At 68.5% G+C, this 17955-nt stretch carries 19 protein-coding genes and 1 tRNA gene; 6 read left to right on the top strand and 14 right to left on the bottom strand.

The features are described from left to right. Positions 1–5: 5 nt before the first annotated feature. Genes A7A76_RS05975 through A7A76_RS05965 form a run of 3 tightly spaced genes read right to left on the bottom strand, consistent with a single transcriptional unit; the run spans position 6 to position 2262 of the window. Positions 6–1262 (bottom strand): PilW family protein, encoded by a 1257-nt coding sequence (locus A7A76_RS05975; RefSeq protein WP_206410332.1) that lies wholly within the window; start codon positions 1260–1262, stop codon positions 6–8. Beyond that, positions 1259–1726 carry a type IV pilus modification protein PilV gene (gene pilV / locus A7A76_RS05970; RefSeq protein ID WP_206410331.1) on the bottom strand — a complete coding sequence of 156 codons (468 nt, stop codon included), beginning with the start codon at positions 1724–1726 and terminating at the stop codon, positions 1259–1261. The genes A7A76_RS05975 and pilV overlap by 4 nt, the downstream gene beginning before the upstream one ends. Positions 1727–1737: 11 nt before the next feature. Continuing rightward, positions 1738–2262: a GspH/FimT family pseudopilin gene (locus tag A7A76_RS05965; protein ID WP_206410330.1), complete on the bottom strand. Its 525-nt coding sequence runs from the start codon at positions 2260–2262 to the stop codon at positions 1738–1740. A 242-nt stretch (positions 2263–2504) separates the two neighbouring features. Here A7A76_RS05965 and A7A76_RS05960 point away from each other — a divergent pair, with 242 nt between their 5' ends. Beyond that, complete coding sequence (locus tag A7A76_RS05960) at positions 2505–3044, top strand: GspH/FimT family protein (RefSeq protein WP_206410329.1); 540 nt, start codon at positions 2505–2507, stop codon at positions 3042–3044. 286 nt (positions 3045–3330) lie between these two features. Here A7A76_RS05960 and A7A76_RS05955 read toward each other — a convergent pair. From A7A76_RS05955 to grxD, 7 genes are all read right to left on the bottom strand, one after another. Then, positions 3331–3407 (bottom strand) — tRNA-Asn (locus A7A76_RS05955). Positions 3408–3498: 91 nt separating this feature from the next. Continuing rightward, entirely contained in the window at positions 3499–4881 is a 1383-nt protein-coding gene (gene ppnN / locus A7A76_RS05950; protein ID WP_206410328.1) for a nucleotide 5'-monophosphate nucleosidase PpnN, read from the bottom strand. A gap of 237 nt (positions 4882–5118) precedes the next feature. Continuing rightward, the gene (locus tag A7A76_RS05945) at positions 5119–5658 is read right to left on the bottom strand and encodes a hypothetical protein (protein WP_206410327.1); all 540 of its coding nucleotides are present in this window, start codon (positions 5656–5658) and stop codon (positions 5119–5121) included. A 162-nt stretch (positions 5659–5820) separates the two neighbouring features. Further along, positions 5821–9021 (bottom strand): TonB-dependent receptor, encoded by a 3201-nt coding sequence (locus tag A7A76_RS05940; protein WP_428995093.1) that lies wholly within the window; start codon positions 9019–9021, stop codon positions 5821–5823. 487 nt (positions 9022–9508) lie between these two features. After that, positions 9509–10102, bottom strand: coding sequence for a YhgN family NAAT transporter (locus A7A76_RS05935; protein WP_096377262.1), 594 nt, complete (start codon positions 10100–10102; stop codon positions 9509–9511). Positions 10103–10111: 9 nt separating this feature from the next. After that, positions 10112–10864 carry an SDR family NAD(P)-dependent oxidoreductase gene (locus A7A76_RS05930; protein WP_343225292.1) on the bottom strand — a complete coding sequence of 251 codons (753 nt, stop codon included), beginning with the start codon at positions 10862–10864 and terminating at the stop codon, positions 10112–10114. Next, positions 10861–11181 (bottom strand): Grx4 family monothiol glutaredoxin, encoded by a 321-nt coding sequence (gene grxD / locus A7A76_RS05925; protein WP_074872401.1) that lies wholly within the window; start codon positions 11179–11181, stop codon positions 10861–10863. The genes A7A76_RS05930 and grxD overlap by 4 nt, the downstream gene beginning before the upstream one ends. A 206-nt stretch (positions 11182–11387) precedes the next feature. Here grxD and A7A76_RS05920 point away from each other — a divergent pair, with 206 nt between their 5' ends. Next, the gene (locus A7A76_RS05920; RefSeq protein ID WP_057948399.1) at positions 11388–11966 is read left to right on the top strand and encodes a superoxide dismutase; all 579 of its coding nucleotides are present in this window, start codon (positions 11388–11390) and stop codon (positions 11964–11966) included. 240 nt (positions 11967–12206) lie between these two features. Continuing rightward, complete coding sequence (locus A7A76_RS05915; RefSeq protein WP_206410325.1) at positions 12207–12746, top strand: hypothetical protein; 540 nt, start codon at positions 12207–12209, stop codon at positions 12744–12746. A gap of 40 nt (positions 12747–12786) precedes the next feature. Here A7A76_RS05915 and A7A76_RS05910 read toward each other — a convergent pair whose 3' ends face one another. Genes A7A76_RS05910 through purE form a run of 3 tightly spaced genes read right to left on the bottom strand, consistent with a single transcriptional unit; the run spans position 12787 to position 15029 of the window. Then, positions 12787–13368: a hypothetical protein gene (locus A7A76_RS05910; protein WP_206410324.1), complete on the bottom strand. Its 582-nt coding sequence runs from the start codon at positions 13366–13368 to the stop codon at positions 12787–12789. Positions 13369–13371: 3 nt separating this feature from the next. Continuing rightward, complete coding sequence (locus A7A76_RS05905; RefSeq protein WP_206410323.1) at positions 13372–14511, bottom strand: 5-(carboxyamino)imidazole ribonucleotide synthase; 1140 nt, start codon at positions 14509–14511, stop codon at positions 13372–13374. After that, entirely contained in the window at positions 14508–15029 is a 522-nt protein-coding gene (gene purE, locus A7A76_RS05900) for a 5-(carboxyamino)imidazole ribonucleotide mutase (RefSeq protein WP_206410322.1), read from the bottom strand. Before purE ends, A7A76_RS05905 begins: the two co-directional genes overlap by 4 nt. A gap of 64 nt (positions 15030–15093) precedes the next feature. Here purE and A7A76_RS05895 point away from each other — a divergent pair, with 64 nt between their 5' ends. From A7A76_RS05895 to A7A76_RS05885, 3 genes are read left to right on the top strand one after another with little or no spacing between them, the layout of a single operon-like run. Next, positions 15094–15363, top strand: a complete 270-nt coding sequence (locus A7A76_RS05895; RefSeq protein ID WP_074872389.1) for a Trm112 family protein — start codon at positions 15094–15096, stop codon at positions 15361–15363. After that, positions 15360–16238 (top strand): carboxylating nicotinate-nucleotide diphosphorylase, encoded by an 879-nt coding sequence (gene nadC / locus A7A76_RS05890; RefSeq protein WP_206410321.1) that lies wholly within the window; start codon positions 15360–15362, stop codon positions 16236–16238. The genes A7A76_RS05895 and nadC overlap by 4 nt, the downstream gene beginning before the upstream one ends. Positions 16239–16290: 52 nt before the next feature. Further along, on the top strand, positions 16291–16614 hold the full coding sequence (locus A7A76_RS05885) for a DUF3301 domain-containing protein (protein ID WP_206410320.1): 324 nt from the start codon (positions 16291–16293) through the stop codon (positions 16612–16614). 726 nt (positions 16615–17340) lie between these two features. Here the strand turns inward: A7A76_RS05885 and A7A76_RS05880 are convergent. Next, positions 17341–17838, bottom strand: coding sequence for a ClpXP protease specificity-enhancing factor (locus A7A76_RS05880; RefSeq protein ID WP_241200754.1), 498 nt, complete (start codon positions 17836–17838; stop codon positions 17341–17343). Positions 17839–17955 lie beyond the last annotated feature (117 nt).

The following is a 17955-nucleotide window of genomic DNA, read 5'->3' as shown; positions in this document are numbered from 1 at the left end:
CGGCCTCAGTTCCCATACAGGCGGTTGCGCAGCGCGATGCTGGTTTCGTAAGTGGTGCGGAAGCGGCCGTCGTTGGGCAGCTTGAAACTCACCCCCAGCGACTGCGGCGAGCTGGCGCGCTGGCCCGAGGCCGCCGGGTCGGAACTGCTGACCAGCAGGCCGACCTGCATCGCGCCCACGCGCTGCCAGGCGGTGCGCTGGTCGCCCGCCGGCAGCAGCTGGTCGGCGCGGCGAGTCGATTCGATCAGGCCGATCGGCGCCTTGCCCGCATCGGTGACCGAGTCCTGGCCGTACAGCAACTGCAGGTTCTCCACGCCGTCGACCAACTGTTCCGACGCGCCGCCGGCCAGGGTGATCGCGCCGCTGCCCGGCTCGACGTTGTAGCGCGCGCGGTACAGCGACGGCAGCTTCTGGTCGTTGAGGCCGACGTAATAGACGAAGCTGTCGGCGCGATAGACGCGGGCCTGGCCCGGGGCGAAAGTGTCGGAGCCGTCGAAGGTGCTCTGGTTGACGCCGCTGGCGGCGATCGTCAGCGTCGTCGCGGTCGCGCCTTCGGTGACCTGATTAGCGGCGAAGACCACGACCTGGCGGCAGTCGGCGAGGCCGAACAGCCCGCCCTTGTCCAGATCCTTCTTCAACACCGGCCACTGGGTCGGATTGACGTTGATGGTCGCGTTCGGGCCGGCTTCGCCCGGCAGGGTGAAGCTGAGGATGTCGGCGCTTTCGGCCGAGAGGAAGCGCAGCGCCAGCACGTCGCTGCCCTTGATCGGCGCGGGCTTGAGCGCGAGCATGCTGGCCGGCAGCGCCGGGGTCCAATCCGAGGCGGCGCCATCGGGCAGCGTCGCGGCGGTCAGGTCTACCGTATCGCCCGAGGACGAGCCCTTGGCCTCGAAACCCTGGATCGAGAAGTCGAAATTCAGCGCTTCCTTGTTGGCGATGTTCGGCAGCGTGGTGTAGTTGTTGCGGTCCGACAGGAACAGTTCGCCGAACATGCCGTGGCCGGCGTAGATGTGGACCTGGTCGTTGACGCAACCGAACTGCCCGGCCATGCGCGCGTCGCGCTGCAGGTAGTCGATGGCGAAGCGCGAGGTTTCCTGCACCCGCGCCAGGCCCTGGGCCATCTGGTAGGACGCGCGCGAGGCGGAGAAGATCTGCACCAGGCCGACCAGCAGCAGGCCGCTGAGCAGCAGCGCGACCATCAGTTCGATCAGCGAAAGACCGGCTTGCGAGGACCGCGATTGCGGACGGACGTGCGGCTTCACAGGGCGGTCTCCATCGAGAACGAAGTGGCGCCTTCCAGCGCCTTCCAACGCTTGGCGTCGTCCCAGTCCAGCTGGATGGACACGCGGCCGGTGCTGGTGTTGACCTGGACCACGGCGACCGCGCTGGCGCCCAGCGCCTGCTTCATCTTGCAGGCGAATTCGTCGGTCTGGTCTTTGGGCGTCATCGCGCCGATCTTGGTGCAGGCGGTGGCGGTGACGTCGGCGGCCTTGTAGGTGCCGGTGTACTTGGTCGCCACCAGACGGTTGGTGCGGATGTCGTCGAGCAGGTCGTTCGACAGATTGGTCGCGATCGTGCGCTGGTTGCTGCTCTGGGCCAGGCGCAGATTGGTCGTCTGCAGCATCGCCAGGCCGAGCAGGCCCAGGCCGAGCACCAGCACGCTCATCAGCACCTCGATCAGGCTCAGGCCGCGCATCCGCGCCGGCGCGGACGGACCGCCTCGCATAGCCACGCGCTTCATACGCATTTCTCCCGCTTGACCTGGACCCGGCCGACGCCGCTGACGGAGATCGAGCGCTTGGTCTCTTCGTTGCTCTTGCACACCGACGGCTTGATCACGACCGTGTAGCTGGTGCGGTTGAAGGTGCGGCCGCGGTCGTCGAAGACGATCTCGCTGGTGCTGGCCGGGTCCATCGAAATCTGGATGTCGCGCGGCGTATCGACGATGCGCTTGACCTCGGTGTCCTGCCGGTTCTTGTCGTTGTTCTCGTCGGTCCAGATCAGCAGGCCGCGGCTCCAGTCGCTGCCGCAGGCCTTGCCGGACACCGGCGCCGGACAGACCCGCGCGCTGGTCTTGCTGCGCAGCGCCTCGGCGCGGGCCAGGTTCAACGAGGCCAGGGTCAGATTGGTGGCCGAGCTGACCCGGTTGGACCGCAACGCCGCAGTGAACGACGGCAGGGCCAGGGCCAGCAGGATCGCGGCGACCGCGACGGTCACCAGCAATTCGATCAACGTGAAACCAGCTCGCCGACGACGGCTCATGAGCGATCTCTTCCCCATACAAGACGGGAAGGATGCTAACAGTCGGAATTACCTCAAAAAGGTGCCACACCGACGAGCGGTCAGGCGGAGTCGGTCAGTGGTTTTTGAGCCTAAGAATAGTCCGACAGGCGTCACGCCTTAGCCTTACCGACGGTCGCGCCCTGCGCCGCTGGTCGTCCCGGGCGCTCCCCGGCGAAGCTGTGCCTCCCAAGCACGCCGCGCATCCGCCAAGGGAATGGCCCATGCGAATCAATAAGTTGGACGCTTACGAGTTCTTCGCTGCATTTCTGCTGGCGAATCTGCTGAGCCTGCTGGTGAGCCCGGGATCGGGCGCCAGCTTCGGCGATTCGCCGGCGCGGGCGTTCGCCCGGGGCCTCAACGGCCTGTATGCCCAGGCCGCCCGCCACGCCGAACGCCGCGCGGTGCCGGTGCTGCTGTGCCCGGTGCGCTGGATCTACTTCGAATGCGACCCCGGCATCGACTGGAGCCGCGGCCTGATGGGCTTCGCCGACAACGACCGCAGCCGCCACCTCAACGAGGGCGACGAACTGCTGCGGCGCCAGCTTCCTCTGCCCTCGTACCTGCGCCTGCGCGCGCTCGGCCGGGCAGGACCGATCCGCTTCGAACCCGGCACCGGGCGGGTCGGCCACGACGCGCCGCTGCTGCTGTGCGACCTGCGCGGGCCGCCACGCGGCTGGGTGCTGCGCTATCGCAACGGCCGCGGGTTTGCGACGCGCGATGCGCAGGCGGCGGAGTTGGCGCAATGCCGCGTCGACGGGTGAGATCGCGAACCGAACCCGCGCGAATGGCGAATCGGTCCTGTGCGATCGCGTCGTCGCTCCGCTCCCGAGCCGCCTGCGCGATCGGCACGCTGGACTCGCGACCATCGTGCATGCCTCGACGAGAGCTCGACTGCAGCGCGTCGGAACCTAGCGGCCAGACAAAGCGCGCGGCTCGAACGTCCATCGGCGGCGCGCGGCGAAACCCGGGAGCGGTGGCCGGATTCCACGGAGCGGGAAAACGGCAGACAAAAAAGAAGGCCGCGATCGCTCGCGGCCTTCTCGAATTTGGCGCCCGAAGTTGGACTCGAACCAACGACCCCCTGATTAACAGTCAAGTGCTCTAACCGGCTGAGCTATTCGGGCGGGGCTGCATATGATGCTGATTCAGCACCCCGGCGTCAACACTTTCGGATCAGGAAAGCGCGTTGCCGCCGGAGCCCGACATCATACCCGTTCAGGTCACGACGCGGTAGCAGGGGCGGTACTCGCCGGCGATCTTCATCCGCCGCTGCTCGACGAAGGCGCGCAGCAGTTCGTCCAGCGACTGCATCATGTCCGGGTCGCCGTGGATCTCGAACGGCCCGAACTGCTCGATCCGGCGCATGCCGTCTTCCTTGACGTTGCCGGCGACGATGCCCGAGAACGCCCGGCGCAGATCCGCGGCCAGCTCGTGCGGCTTGCGGCCGTGGTGCAGGTCCAGCGCGGCCATCGCCTCGTGGGTCGGCACGAACGGCTTCTGGAACGCCAGCGGGATGTCGATCGACCAGTTGAAGAAGAACGAGTCCTTGTGCTCGATGCGGTACTCGCGCACCTTGCGGATGCCGTGCGACATGGCGCGGGCGACGCGCTCGGGGTCGCCGACGATGATCTCGTAGCGCTGGGTCGCGACCTCGCCCAGGGTCAGGCGCAGGAACTTGTCGATCTGCTCGAAGTACGGCGCCGACGCGGTCGGGCCGGTCAGGATCAGCGGGAACGGCAGGCCGGCGTTCTCCTCGCGCAGCAGGATGCCGAGCAGGTACAGGATCTCCTCGGCGGTGCCCACGCCGCCCGGGAACACGATGATGCCGTGGCCCATGCGGACGAAGGCCTCCAGGCGCTTCTCGATGTCCGGCATGATCACCAGGTGGTTGACGATCGGGTTCGGCGACTCGGCGGCGATGATGCCCGGCTCGGTGATGCCGATGTAGCGCATCGCGCGGCGGCGCTGCTTGGCGTGAGCGATGGTCGCGCCCTTCATCGGGCCCTTCATCGCGCCCGGGCCGCAGCCGGTGCAGATGTCCAGGCCGCGCAGGCCCAGCTCGTAGCCGACCTGCTTGGTGTAGATGTACTCGTCGCGCGAGATCGAGTGGCCGCCCCAGCACACCACCAGGTTCGGATCGGCCGGGTGCAGGATCCGGGCGTTGCGCAGCAGGCCGAACACCGAATCGGTGAGGCCGTCGCTGGATTCCAGGTCGCGGCCGCCGCCCTTGCCGAGCTCGATCGCGGTGTAGGCCAGGTCGCGGACCACGGCGAACAGCAGCTCGGCCACGCCGCGGATGATCTCGCCGTCGACGAAGGCCATCGCCGGGGCGCGGGTCAGGTCGATGCGCATGCCGCGGTCCTGCTGATGCACTTCGATGTCGAAATCCGGATACAGCTCGCGCGCGGCGCGCGGGTCGTCGGAGGCGCTGCCGCTGGTCAGCACCGCCAGGGCGCAGCGGCGCAGCAGGTCGTGCATGCCGGTGGAGGCGTCGCGCAGGCGCGCGACCTCGTCGCGGGACAGGACGTCGAGCCCGCCCTTGGGGTAGATGCGTGCGTTGACCGTCGGCAGGACGGTCGCGGTGGGGGGTGCGGTCATTGCGGGTTTCTCTGTCGTTTTCATCGTTTAGTGTCGGAACTTTAGCAGCTTGCGGGCCGACCCGGAGGGTGCTCCCGTTTGCCGTCCGGAGACTAAATAAGAGGCCCTCCCACCGGTAGACGCCGTCTTGCTCCTACCTGGATCGAACTCCCTCATAAAACGAAGGCGGCCGGAGGGCACCCGGCCGCCGTTTACATTAAAAGCCCTGCCGTGCCGTCGCCAGCACCGCACGCATCGTCAAGGCGTCTGACAAAAGCGCTCGTCCGCCTCAAGTGGATAACCGCCATTGAGCGGATGGGTCGCCTCCTGTGAATGATAGAGGTACGCGCGAGCCAGCCCATCAGCGAACGTGACAACGGTGTAGTCCCCGTCGCCGATCTGCGTCGAGAGCACAGGCATGTAAGCCTGCACGGCATTCAGCACATAAGCCTTTCTTTCCGCATACGAACTTCCGGCACAGGACACATATGCATAGGGATTATCGGTATTACGGGGGACATACCAGTTGTTCCACCCCTCACCGCCGCCGCCGATAGGCCCGCCCGACCACGGCGGGCAGTACTCCGTGTAGATGTCGCAGGTAGCGCCCGTACAAGTCACATCGTACGGATGAAGTTCGCAGAAAGTTTTTTCCTTTTCAGCAGCATGAACGGAACCGGCCGGACTTCCCGGAACAACGCTCGAGGCCAGCACCAGCAGAGCCGCCATAACCGTCGCAGCGAGTGAAGCGAGCCAATTGCGATGTACGGCCATGCCCTTGCATTCGAACAGTCGCATGAACTTCTCCTTGAATTAGTCAGAATCCGTATCGACCTGAGCGCATCGCGCCAAGACGCGACCGACTCGACTCGAATCTAGCATGGCGAAATATGCATACCTGAGACAAAAAAAGGCCGGCGAATTCGCCGGCCTTTTTTCGTACTCGTCCTACCGCATAAATCAGAAGCGGTAGCGGAAGCTCACCTGAGCCGCCCAACGCGAGATGCCCTTCTCGTCGTAGATCTGCTCGGGATCCGGGGTGTTGAAGCGGTAGACGTACTTGCCGGTGGCCTGATCGATACCGCCGTACTCGACGACGCCGCGCATGCCCGGGAACGCCACTTCTTCGACGCGGCCCCACTTCTTATTGAGCAGGTTGCCGACGTTCATGATGTCCACGGCCAGCTCGGCCTTGTGGCCGGTCATGAAGCCCGGCAGCTCCTGCGCGATGTGCAGGTCGAACTGGTTGACCCACTTGCCGCGCACATCGTTGCGCTTGGCGACCTGGCCCAGGTGGCTGCGCAGGTACTCGTTGCCGTTGACGTAGTTCCAGAACGCCGCTTCTTCGCCGGCGCTGCCGAACAGCACGTCGCCCAGGCCCTTCGGGATGTACAGCAGGTCGTTCAGACGGCCGTCGCCGTTGGCGTCGTTGTCGAACGCGTAGCTGTACGGACGACCCGAGCGACCTTCGTACACCAGCGAGACGATGGTGTTGTAGTCGCCGAAGAACGCGTGCTTCCAATTGACGTTGGCGGTGAAGCGATCGCGGATCTCGTAGGCCGAGCGCGCGGCGACTTCCTCGTTGGCCTGGAACACGCCGACGTTGCCGAGCTGCGAGCTCGAGGTCGAGCTGGTCAGCGGGCTGACTTCGGTGGCGTGGGTGTAGGTGTACGCGACGCCCCAGGCCCAATCGCTGTTGTTGAACGGCTTGTTCAACGAAACGGTGAACTGCTGGCTCTCACCCTTGGAGGTGTTGCGGGCGATGATGGCGTCGTTGTAGGCGGTGGAACGGCCGGCGCGCGCGTTGGTACCGCTGTTGAGGCATGACGGCCCACCGGCCAGGCCCGTGTCGCGCAAGCACGCACTGCCGTCCTGGTTCCAGCTCAGCCGGCTCTGGCCAGCGGTATTCCAGTAGATGTTGCGGCCATCCTGGCCGACGCGCTGCACCGCACCGAGGTTGAGCTGCTGGTAGTACAAGGCGTCCTCGACCTTGGTGACCACGCCTTCCACCGCAGCGACGATGCCGTACCACGGCAGTTCGGTATCGAACGCCAGGTTGGCCTTCCACACCGACGGCAGGCTCAGATCCTTCTCGAGGAAGTCGACCGACTGCTGGCCGGCGCCGGTGGGATTGAACAGGGTCAGCTGAGCGGCCGGGTCCGGGCTGAACTTGGTGATGCCGTTCTGGACGAGATAGTCGGTGTACGACAGACCGTTATTGGAGTACGGATTGGCCAGCCACACGGTCGGCGAACCGCCCTTGAACAGGCCGATGCCGCCGCGCAGCTGGGTCGGACGCTCGCTGTCGAAGGTGTAATTGAAGCCGAAGCGCGGCTGCCACAGATCGCTGCCGTCGATGGTGTTGTCGTTGCGCACGCCGAACAGGTTCGACGCGGCCGCGTTATAGGTCGGCTTGTCGTCGACCATGGCGCGATCGTAGCGCACGCCGAAGGTCAGGGTCAGGCGGTCGGTGAGCGCCCACGTGTCCTGCAGGAACAGGCCGAGATTCTTCTGAGTGAACCCGGCAGCCATGTTGTCCAGGTCGCCGCCGCGCGGGGCAAATAGCTGGTAACGGCTGGAAACGCCGGCGCGGTAGTTGGCGATCGAGTTGAAGGTGTAGACGCCGTTGATGCGGCGGCCGAACAGGTTGTAGACCTCGTTCGACTCGTAGTCGGCGCCGAACTTGACGGTGTGCTCGCCCAGGAACAGGTTGCCGGCGAAGAAGCCGTTCCAGGTCTTGGTCTCGAGGATGTTGGCCTGGGTGTTCTCTTCGGTGCCGAAGTTCAGGGTGTTGCTGCCCACGCGCACGCCGATCGCCGGCAGGTCGAACTGCGGGTTGCGCACGGCGGAGTAGTCGCGGTACGAGACCTTGGCTTCGGTGGAGAAGTTGTCGGTCCAGTCGCTGAACAGCTGCGCGGTGTAGGTCTTGAACTCGAAGTCCTGCACGTAGTGGTAGGTGCTCAGCGCCAGCGAGTTGCTGCCGAAGCCCTGCAGGAACGCGGTGCTCTGCTTGCTCTGCGCGTAGCGGAAGTTGGCGCGGTGCTTATCGCTGATGTTCCAGTCGATCTTCAGGCCGTATTCCTCGCTCTTGGTGTCGAGCGACGGCAGCGACAGGCTACCCGGATCGAAGCCCCAGACGTTCTTGGAGATGTCGATGATCTCGGCGATCTGGGCCGGGGTGATGTTGACGATGTTGTTGGCGCCCGAGCCCGGAGGACCGAAGCTGGAGTTGCCGGTGAACAGTTCCTTGCCGGTGTACTTCTCGTAGTTGGCGAAGAAGAACAGCTTGTCCTTGATCAGCGGGCCGCCGAAGGTGCCGCCGTAGGTGCTTTCGGTGTCGAACAGCTTCGGACGCACGTCGGCCGAATTCTTGCCCGACCAGTCGTTGTCGCGGTAGACGCCGTAGACCGAGCCGTGGAAGTCGTTGGTGCCCGACTTGGTGACGGCGTTGATCACGCCGCCGGTGCCGCCGGCGATGGTGACGTCGTAGTTGGCGACGTCGATGGAGACTTCGTCGATGACGTCCATCGAGAACGGCTGCTTCGGGGTCGGCAGGCCGTTGCCGCCGAGGCCGAAGGAGTCGTTGGTGCTGACGCCGTCGACGCGGATGACGTTGTAGCGCGGGTTCTGGCCGCCGACCGAGATCTCGTTGCGCGACTTGTCGGTCTGGACCACGCGCGGGTCGAGGCGGACGAAGTCCTGCAGGTTGCGGTTGATGGTCGGCATCTGCTCGAGCTGCTGGCGGGTGACCACCGAGCCGGCGCCCATCTTGTTGGCCGAGAACACTTCCGAGCCGACCGCGGCGACCGCCTGGACCGCGCCCAGGGTGGTGACCGAGTTGTTCAGCGAGACGTCGACGTTGTTGACCTTGTCCAGGTTGAGGTAGACCCCGTCCTGGCTGCCGGCGCCGGCGCCTTCCTTGTTGATGGTGACCGTGTACGGGCCGCCCACGCGCAGGCCGCGGGCGTTGTAGCGGCCGTCGGCGTCGGTGGTGGCGCGGCTGACGGTGCCCGATTCCGTGTGGGTGATCGTCACTTCGGCGTTGGCGACCGGCTGGCCGTCGGCGCCGAGGACGCGGCCGGCGATACCGGCGGCGTTGCTCTGGGCGAAGACCGGAGCGGTGGCGAAGACGGCGAGCAGGCCAAGCGTGAGCTTGGACATGCGGACGCGGTTCTGATAGGTCATTACGATGGCCTCGGTACAGTGGAATGCGTGGCGGAGAAGGTCGGCGGGCGCGGCTTCGCGCCGCTGCCGGTCCAGACCTGCGTTATTGGCTAGCCCCTAGACCCGCGCGGCGCCGTGGCCGCCGGGGTTAACAGCAGTTTAACAGGCTAGGCAGGGTGTGTGACAGAGACGTGACCGGCATCAAGCCTTGTCACACGGTGACTGCGTGCACACCTGAACTGCCATGCAGCGCAAAGTTGTATAAGCCGCGCCCGAAGCCCCTGCCCATGCGGGTGCGAATGGGCGCCGGGCGACAGCACCCTGGCACAACTACGCCACTCGAAATCGCGAACGGCCGCCCCGCCCTCGCCGGCGCGGGCCGGTGCGGGCATAACCGTTCGTCGGAACCGGCGCGGCTCCCGCCGCGCCTTCAAGCCGTCGCGAGCGCTGCAGCAGCCTCGCGGCCGACGCTAGCGGCCGGCGCTCACGGCGGACCCGGCAGGTAGGCGCCGAGGCCGTCGAGGATCATCTGCACCGAAATCGCCACCAGCAGCATGCCCATCAGCCGCTCGATCGCGATCAGCGCGCGCCGGCCGAGCAACTTGTAGAGGATGGTGGCCGAGAACAGGATCGCCGCGGTCGCGCCCCAGGCGATCATCAGCGCCAGGCTCCAGTCGCCCAGGCGCGCGGGGTCGTTGCTGCCCATCAGCATCACCGCGGCCATGCCCGAGGGGCCGGCGACCAGCGGGATCGCCATCGGCACGATGAAGGGCTCGCCGTCGGGGATCTCGCCCATCAGCCCTTCCGGCGGCGGGAAGATCATGCGGATGCCGATCAGGAACAGGACGATGCCGCCGGCGATCGACACCGACTCCTGGCGCAGGTGCATCAGCTCCAGCGCATACTTGCCGCCCCACAGGAACAGCATCAGCACGCCCAGCGCGATCAGCAGTTCGCGCGCGAGCACGATGCGCTGGCGCTTGGGCGGCAGCCCGCGCAGCAGGCTCAGGAACACCGGGATGTTGCCGAGCGGGTCGAGGATGATGAACAGCAGCAGCGCGGCCGAAGCGATGGTCATGGCGCGGCCTCAGGCGTCCGGCGTCCAGACCGAGCCGCGATGCGCCGCGCCTTCGGCCGACAGCAGCGAAACGCAGGCCGCGGCGTAGGCCGCCGGCTCGCGCGCGGAGCGGTCGCTTTCTTCGACGTAGGCGCGCGCGCGCAGCGGCGTGCGCATCGGCCCCGGACGCAGGCCGGACACGCGCACGCTGGAATTGGCCAGCTCGGCGTGCAGGATCCCGACCAGCGCGGCGAGCCCGTGCTGGGCCGCGCCGTAGCCGCCCCAGTACGCCTGGCCGACCCGCTTGGGATCGTCGAGGGCGAACACCAGCGCGGCGTCGCCGGCCTTGGCCAGCAGCGGCAAACAGGCCTGCGACAGCCACCACGGCGCGGTCAGGTTGATGTGCACGGCGCGCGCGAACGCGGCCGGGTCGGTCTGCATCAGCGGGGTCAGGCCGGGGAAATCGGCGGCGCAGTGCAGCACGCCGTCGAGGCGGCCGAGTTCGGATTCGATCCGCTGCGCCATCTCGGCGTAGTCGTCGGGCTGGGCGCCTTCCAGGTCGAGCGGATACAGCAGCGGCTCGGGCCCGGCCTGGGCCGCCGCGTCGTAGATCCGGTTCAACTTAGGCACTTTGCGCCCGAGCAGGACCACGGTGGCGCCGGCGGCGGCGCAGGCCACCGAAGCGGCCGAGCCGAGGCCGCCGGCGGCGCCGGTGACCAGCACCACCCGGCCGGCCAGCGCGCCGGCCTGGGAATCGCCAGTACGGGCGGCGGCCTGGGTCACTGCGACTGGGTCTCGCTGATCATGCGCGCCAGCTCGCCGGACTCGTACAGCTCCAGGGTGATGTCGCAACCGCCGATCAGCTCGCCGTGGATGAAGAGCTGCGGGAAGGTCGGCCAATTCGAATAGCGCGGCAGGTTGGCGCGAATTTCCGGATCTTCCAGCACGTTGACCGTGTGCAGCGAAGTGGCGCCCGCGGCCTTCAGCGCCTGCACCGCGCGGCTGGAAAAGCCGCACATCGGGAACTGCGCGGTGCCCTTCATGAACAACACGACCGGATGGGACTCGACCTCGGTCTGGATCCGTTCGATAACCGACATGGGTACTGCTCCTGACAAGGTTTGTTGCCGAGTTTGACGGTTCGGCAACCTTGGGTGGGGATAGAATGTGAATTGTAAGCCTTCGCGGCGTCGCCGACGCGTCCGCTCCCGGAACCCAACGGTCCACGACCGCACGGTCCCGGGTCGGGACCGCCGGCCGCGGCGCCCTCCGCTAGCCAGCCCCCTCGAACTCCAGGAGCCCGCCAATGGCCATCGAATTGCCTGCCCTGCCCTACGACCGCACCGCGCTGGAGCCGACCATCTCGGCCGAGACCATCGACTACCACTACGGCAAGCACCACAAGGCCTACGTCGACAACCTCAACAAGATGATCGAAGGCACCGAGTTCGCCTCGCTGTCGCTGGAAGAGATCATCAAGAAGTCGCAGGGCGGCATGTTCAACAACGCCGCCCAGATCTGGAACCACACCTTCTATTGGAACTGCCTGTCGCCCAAGGGCGGCGGCGAGCCGACCGGCAAGCTGGCCGAACTCATCAACAAGGCCTTCGGCGACTTCGCCAAGTTCAAGGAAGAGTTCACCAAGACCGCGGTCGGCACCTTCGGCTCGGGCTGGGGCTGGCTGGTGCAGCGTCCGGACGGCTCGCTGGCCCTGGTCAGCACCCCCAACGCCGCCACCCCGCTGACCGGCGAAGACACCGCGCTGCTGACCTGCGACGTGTGGGAACACGCCTACTACATCGACTACCGCAACGCCCGCCCGAAGTACGTCGAGGCGTTCTGGAACCTGGTCAACTGGGACTTCGTGGCGTCCAACCTCAAGTAAGCCGCCGCGTCGCCGCAATGCCGAAACGGCCGGGGAAACCCGGCCGTTTTTTGTTATCGGCGAATCCCCCTGCGCCCCCTGTAGGAGCGGCGCAAGCCGCGACCGCGCCACCCCGCCAACCGACGCCCCCCACCGTCAGCCCGCGCAAACCACCCGCCCGCAACACGCCCGCTTGCAGCGCCCCACCCCACGCGCGCAAGCTCATCCAGCCGCGCACCGCGGCCACCGGAACCCCGCCCCATGGCCTCGCCGATCGCCGCCACCGCCCCGTACTGGCTACCCGCGCTGTCGATGCTGCTGATCTACCGCCGCATCCGCCGCAACTTCGGCGTGCAGCCGTGGCGGCCGGTGCGCAGCGGGATCCGGCTCGGCATCCTGGCCCTGGTCGCGGCGCTGCTGTGCGTCGCCGGCGCGGCGATGCCGCACCTGGCGCTCGGCCTGGGCATCGGCGCGGCGCTGGGCGCGCCGCTCGGCCTGCTCGCGCTCAAGCACACCCACGTCGCCTGGCGCGACGGCCGCCGTACCTACACGCCGAACCCGTGGATCGGCGGCGCGTTGACCGTCCTGCTGCTCGGCCGCATGGCCTGGCGCTACACCCACGAAGGCTTCGCCGCGGCGCAGGCGCCGAGCGCGCTGACGATGGGCATGGCGGCGGTGTTGATCGGCTATTCGCTGGTCTACACGATCGGGTTGATGGTGCAGATGCGCAGGCTGGCGAACGAACGCGCGGCCGAGACCGTCGCCGCCGCGACGCTGCCGGGCCGAACCGGCCCGGACTGACCCGCGCCGTCGCCGCAGATCCGCGGCGCGCGCATCGGGATCAGCCGCGCCGCGTCGCCAACGAACACGCCGGCGCGCTGTCGCCGAAGCGCCAGCGATAGTTGAAACCGAGCCAGCCCTGGCGCAGATCGCAAGCCAGGCGGTCGCCGACCGCGACTTCGCCGAACAGCGCCGAGCTCACGACCATTTCGATCTCGCGGCCGCTGCCGCCGTCGCGGAAGCTCAGCACGTGCGCGTCCGAACGGCGGCTGGAAACGACCCGCTTGCTCAGCACCGGCCCGGCCAGGCGCAGCGGACCGCGATCGCCGATCGCGTTGACTACCGCGAGATACGGCCAGCCCATCAGCAAGCCCATCAGATACACCGCGACCGCGCCGCCCAGCACCCGCCAGGCGCGCCGCTGGCGTTCGCACAGCCAGCGCCAATAGCGGCCGACGAACGCGGCCACCATCAGCAACCACGGCAGCCACAGCCAACTCACGGCCTGGGCGAGACCGCCGTTGAGTTCGCCCTCCACGCACAGCATGCCGGCGACGCCGCCGACCACGAACGCCATGAAAGCGGCGCCGCCCCAGCGCGCCAGCGGCGGCGCGCGGTGCGGCCGCGTCAACCAGGTCGGCATCGCTCAGCGCAGGCGTTCGATCACCGGCGCGACCTGCTCCTCGCGCCCCAAGGCCGCGCCGACCCGGCGCAAGGCCTCGGCGAGCTCGGCCGCGCTGTCGCCGCGCAGCGTCGCATGCCCGACCTTGCGTCCTTCGCGCGGCGACTTGCCGTAGTCGTGCCAGTGCCCGCCGGCTTCGGCCAGCACCGGCGCGGCGTCGGGCATCGCGCCGATCCAGTTGAGCATGCAGGCGTGGCCGAGCATGCGTGTGTCGCCCAGCGGCAGGCCGAGCACGGCGCGCAGATGGTTCTGGAATTGCGAGGTCTCCGCGCCTTCGATGGTCCAGTGGCCGGAGTTGTGCACGCGCGGCGCCAGCTCGTTGGCCAGCAGCACGCCGTCGCGGCAGAACAGTTCCAGCGCGAACACGCCGACGTAGTCGAGCGCTTCGCCGAGCTTGCGCGCGTGCGCGACCGCGGTCGCCACCAGCGCGGCGTCGGCAGCGGCCGGCGCGAGGCTGGCCGAGAGCACGCCGTCGACGTGCCAGTTCTCGGTGAGCGGCCAGGCGCGGAATTCGCCGTCGCGGCCGCGCACGGCGACCACCGACAGCTCGCGCTCGAAACGCACGAAGCCTTCCAGGATCAGGCCGACGGTTTCGGCCTGGGCGCCGAGCGCGGCCCAGGCCGCCTCGGCGTCGGCCGGGGTCTTGATCCGGAACTGGCCCTTGCCGTCGTAGCCCAGGCGCCGGGTCTTGAGGATGCACGGGGTGCCGATGGACTGCAGCGCGGCGTCGAGGCCGGCGCGCGAATCGATCGGCGCGAAATCGGGCACCGGGATGCCGAGTTCGCGGAACAGGGTCTTCTCGGCCAGGCGGTCCTGCGCCACGGCCAGCGCGCGCGGGCTCGGGAACACCGGCCGGCGCTCGGCCAGCCAGCGCGCCGATTCGGCCGGCACGTTCTCGAAATCGAAGGTGGCCACGTCGATCTTCGAGGCGAACTCGGCCAGCGCGGCCTGATCGGTGTAGTCGCCCACCACCATCGGCGCGAACTGGCCGGCGCAGGCGTCGGCGGTGTTGTCCAGGACCAGGAAGCGCAGGCCCAGCGGGGCGCCCGACAGCGCCAGCATGCGGGCCAGCTGCCCGCCTCCGAGGATGCCGACGGTGGTCATTGGCGCGGGTCGTCGTTGGCCAGCACGTCGTCGGTCTGGCGCGCGCGAAACGCGCCCAGCGCCGCGCCGATGGCCGGGTATTCCGGCGCCAGCAGGGCGGCGGCGAACAGCGCGGCGTTGGCGGCGCCGGCGTTGCCGATGGCGAAGGTCGCCACCGGGATGCCGGCCGGCATCTGCACGATCGACAGCAGCGAATCCATGCCGTTGAGCGCCTTGGACTGCACCGGCACGCCGAGCACCGGCACCGCGGTCTTCGACGCCAGCATGCCCGGCAGGTGGGCGGCGCCGCCGGCGCCGGCGACGATCGCGCGCAGGCCGCGCGCGGCCGCCGATTCGGCGTACTGGAACAGCACGTCCGGGGTGCGGTGCGCGGACACCACCCGCACCTCGTGCGGCACGCCCAGGGCTTCGAGCTTGGCGGCGGCGTGCTGCATGGTCTCCCAGTCCGAGCGCGAGCCCATGACGATGCCCACGAGCGGGGCGGGAGAGGCGGAGGCGGAACTCTGGGCTGGGGACATGGGACGTGCCTTGGCGCAAAGACGTATTCTAGCGCCCTGTCCCGTCGTACCGGCACCAAACCGTATGGATCGCAAACTGCTCGACCTGCTCGTCTGCCCCACCACCCGGCAACCGCTGTTCCCGCTCGACGGCCGCGGGCTGCAGGCGCTGAACGCCGCCATCGCCCGCGGCGGCGTGGTCCGCGGCAGCGGCGACGCCCAGACCCAGGCGCTGCGCGAGGCGCTGGTCACCCGCGACCGCAAGACCGTCTACATCGTCGACGACGGCATCCCGCTGCTGGACGCCGAAAACGCCCTGGCCACGGCCCAGGTCGAGGGTTTCCCCGCCGCATGAACGCCGCCGCCCGCGACCTGACCCCGCCGCCGGCGGCCGAAATCGAGGCCGATGTCGCCGACGCCCTGGCCGAAGACCTCGGCAGCGGCGACGTCACCGCCGACCTGCTGCCCGACAGCGCCGACATCGCCTACCTGCTGTGCAAGCAAGACGCGGTGATCTGCGGCCGGCCGTGGTTCGACGCCTGCCATCGCGCGCTCGACCCGCAGGTCGAGATCGACTGGAAAGTCGCCGAGGGCGACGCGGTGGCCAAGGGCACGGTGCTGGCGACCTTGCGCGGACGCTCGCGCGCCTTGGTCAGCGCCGAGCGCGCCTCGCTGAATTTCCTGCAGACCCTGTCGGGCACCGCCACCGTCACCGCCCAGTACGTGGCCGCGGTCGCCGGTACCGGCACCCGCATCCTCGACACCCGCAAGACCCTGCCCGGCCTGCGCCTGGCGCAGAAGTACGCGGTGCGCTGCGGCGGCGGGGTCAACCACCGCATCGGTTTGTTCGATGCGGTGATGCTCAAGGAAAACCACATCCGCGCCGCCGGCTCGCTGGTCGCGGCGATCCGCCACGCGCGCGAGCGCCACCCCGGGCTGCCGCTGATCGTCGAGGTCGAGACCCTGGCGCAGCTGCGCGAGGCGCTGACCGAAGGCTGCGACCGCATCCTCATCGACGACTTCGACGCCGAGGCCCGCCGCGAGGCGGTGCGGATCGCGCGCGCCGCGCCGTTCGACGGGCGCATCCCGCTGGAAGTCTCCGGCGGCGTCGACTTCGACGGCCTGCGCGCGATCGCCGAAGACGGCGTGGACTGCATCTCCATCGGCGGGCTCACCAAACATGTGCGCGCCATCGATCTTTCGCTGAAGCTCGGGCCGCCGCCGGGCTGATCCGGCGCGCTGTCCCCTTGCGTAGCGCCGCCTTCGCCGCCAAGAAAACGTCATGCCTACCTTGATCCTGCTGATGATCGTCGGCGCCGCCGCGTTCTCGTTCTGGAGCGCCGGCCGCGCCGCCGCCGAACGCGCCGAAGTCGTCGGCCGCGACGCCTGCCGCGCGGCCGGGGTGCAATGGCTCGACCAGAGCGTGCACGCGTTCGGCCTGCGGGTGATCCGCCGCGAGAGCGGCTGGCTCGGCTTCGAGCGCACCTTCCGCTTCGACTACTCCATCGACGGCGAAGACCGCCATGTCGGCCGGCTGGTCCTGCGCGGCGACCGGCTGGTCGCCTTCAGCGGCCCGGTCACGCGCGAGCCGGCGCAGTTGCACTGAGCCGCACGCGGCGCTGCCGCGATAGCCTCTGTAGGAGCGGCGCAAGCCGCGACCGCGCCCCCACAGCTACCGCGCGCCCGCTCAACGCGCGCGTTCGACATGCGCTGCTTGCTGCTCCGGCATTCCCGTAACCCCTCCTGCCGTCGTTCCGGCGAACGCCGGAATCCATTTCACCGTGGCGCTTGCGCGACGTGCACGGGACTGCAACGGCAAAATCAAAATGGGTTCCGGCGTTCGCCGGAATGACGGCAGGTGGGATTACCGGATGCGGGGCGTCCGCCGCGGTCGCGGTGGCGCGGTCGCGGCTTGCGCCGCTCCTACAGGGAGCATGCGAGGTGACGTTGTGCGCTTGGGCTACGCGAGCGGCCTGCAACGGCAGAATCAAAATGGGTTCCGGCGTTCGCCGGAATGACGGCAGCGGGGATTAGCGGATGCGGGGCGTTCGCCGCGTTCGTGGTGGCGCGGTCGCGGCTTGCGCCGCTCCTACAGCGAGCATGCGTGGCGACGTTGTGAGCCTGGGGCTACGCGCGCGGCCTGCCGCGGCAAAATCAAAATGGGTTCCGGCGTTCGCCGGAATGACGGCAGCGGGGATCAGCGGATGCGGGGCGTTCGCCGCGTTCGTGGTGGCGCGGTCGCGGCTTGCGCCGCTCCTACACAGGGAGCGGGCGTGGCGACATGTGCGTTGGGGCTGCGCGAGCGGCGCCGACGAGGCGGCGCCCGCACGGCCTATTTGACGATGCGCAGGTGCCCGCCGCGGCGCGGAGTCGGGGTCGGGCTGGGCGGGCCGTCGTCGTCGCCTTCCGGCGCGGGGTCGCTGGGCACCGCGCTGAGTTGCGGCGGCGAGGACGCCTCCGGGGTGTCGGCGTCGTCGTCGAGCGCGGCGTCTTCCAGGTTCGCGTCTTCCGGCAGGGCCATGCCCTGGCCGGTCTCGCGCGCATAGATCGCCAGCACCGCGCCGACCGGCACCGAGACCGGGTGGCTGACGCCGCCGAAGCGCGCGCTGAAGCGGATGAAGTCGTTGCCCATCTCCAGGTGCGACACGGCGCGCGCGGCGACGTTGAGCACGATCTTGCCGTCCTTGACCGCGTGCGCCGGCACCTGCACCGCCGGACGCGTGGCGTCCACCAGCAGGTGCGGGGTCATGCCGTTGTCGGCGATCCATTCGTACAGCGCCCGCAACAGGTAGGGGCGGTGGCTGGTCATCGGGATGCTGCTTTCGCTCATGCGCGCAGTTTAACGCCTGATGCGGCCCGGCGACGGGTCGGCGCGAGGATGGCGGCGATGGCGCCGCATGCGGCACGGCCGCGCCGGCTCGCGCACGGCTGCGCCACGGGCGGCCGG

It is taken from the genome of Lysobacter enzymogenes, assembly GCF_017168095.1.
In the GTDB taxonomy this organism is placed as follows: domain Bacteria; phylum Pseudomonadota; class Gammaproteobacteria; order Xanthomonadales; family Xanthomonadaceae; genus Lysobacter; species Lysobacter enzymogenes_D.
The sequence above is the reverse complement of the archived record's forward strand: the minus strand, read 5'-3'. Positions and strand labels throughout refer to the sequence as shown.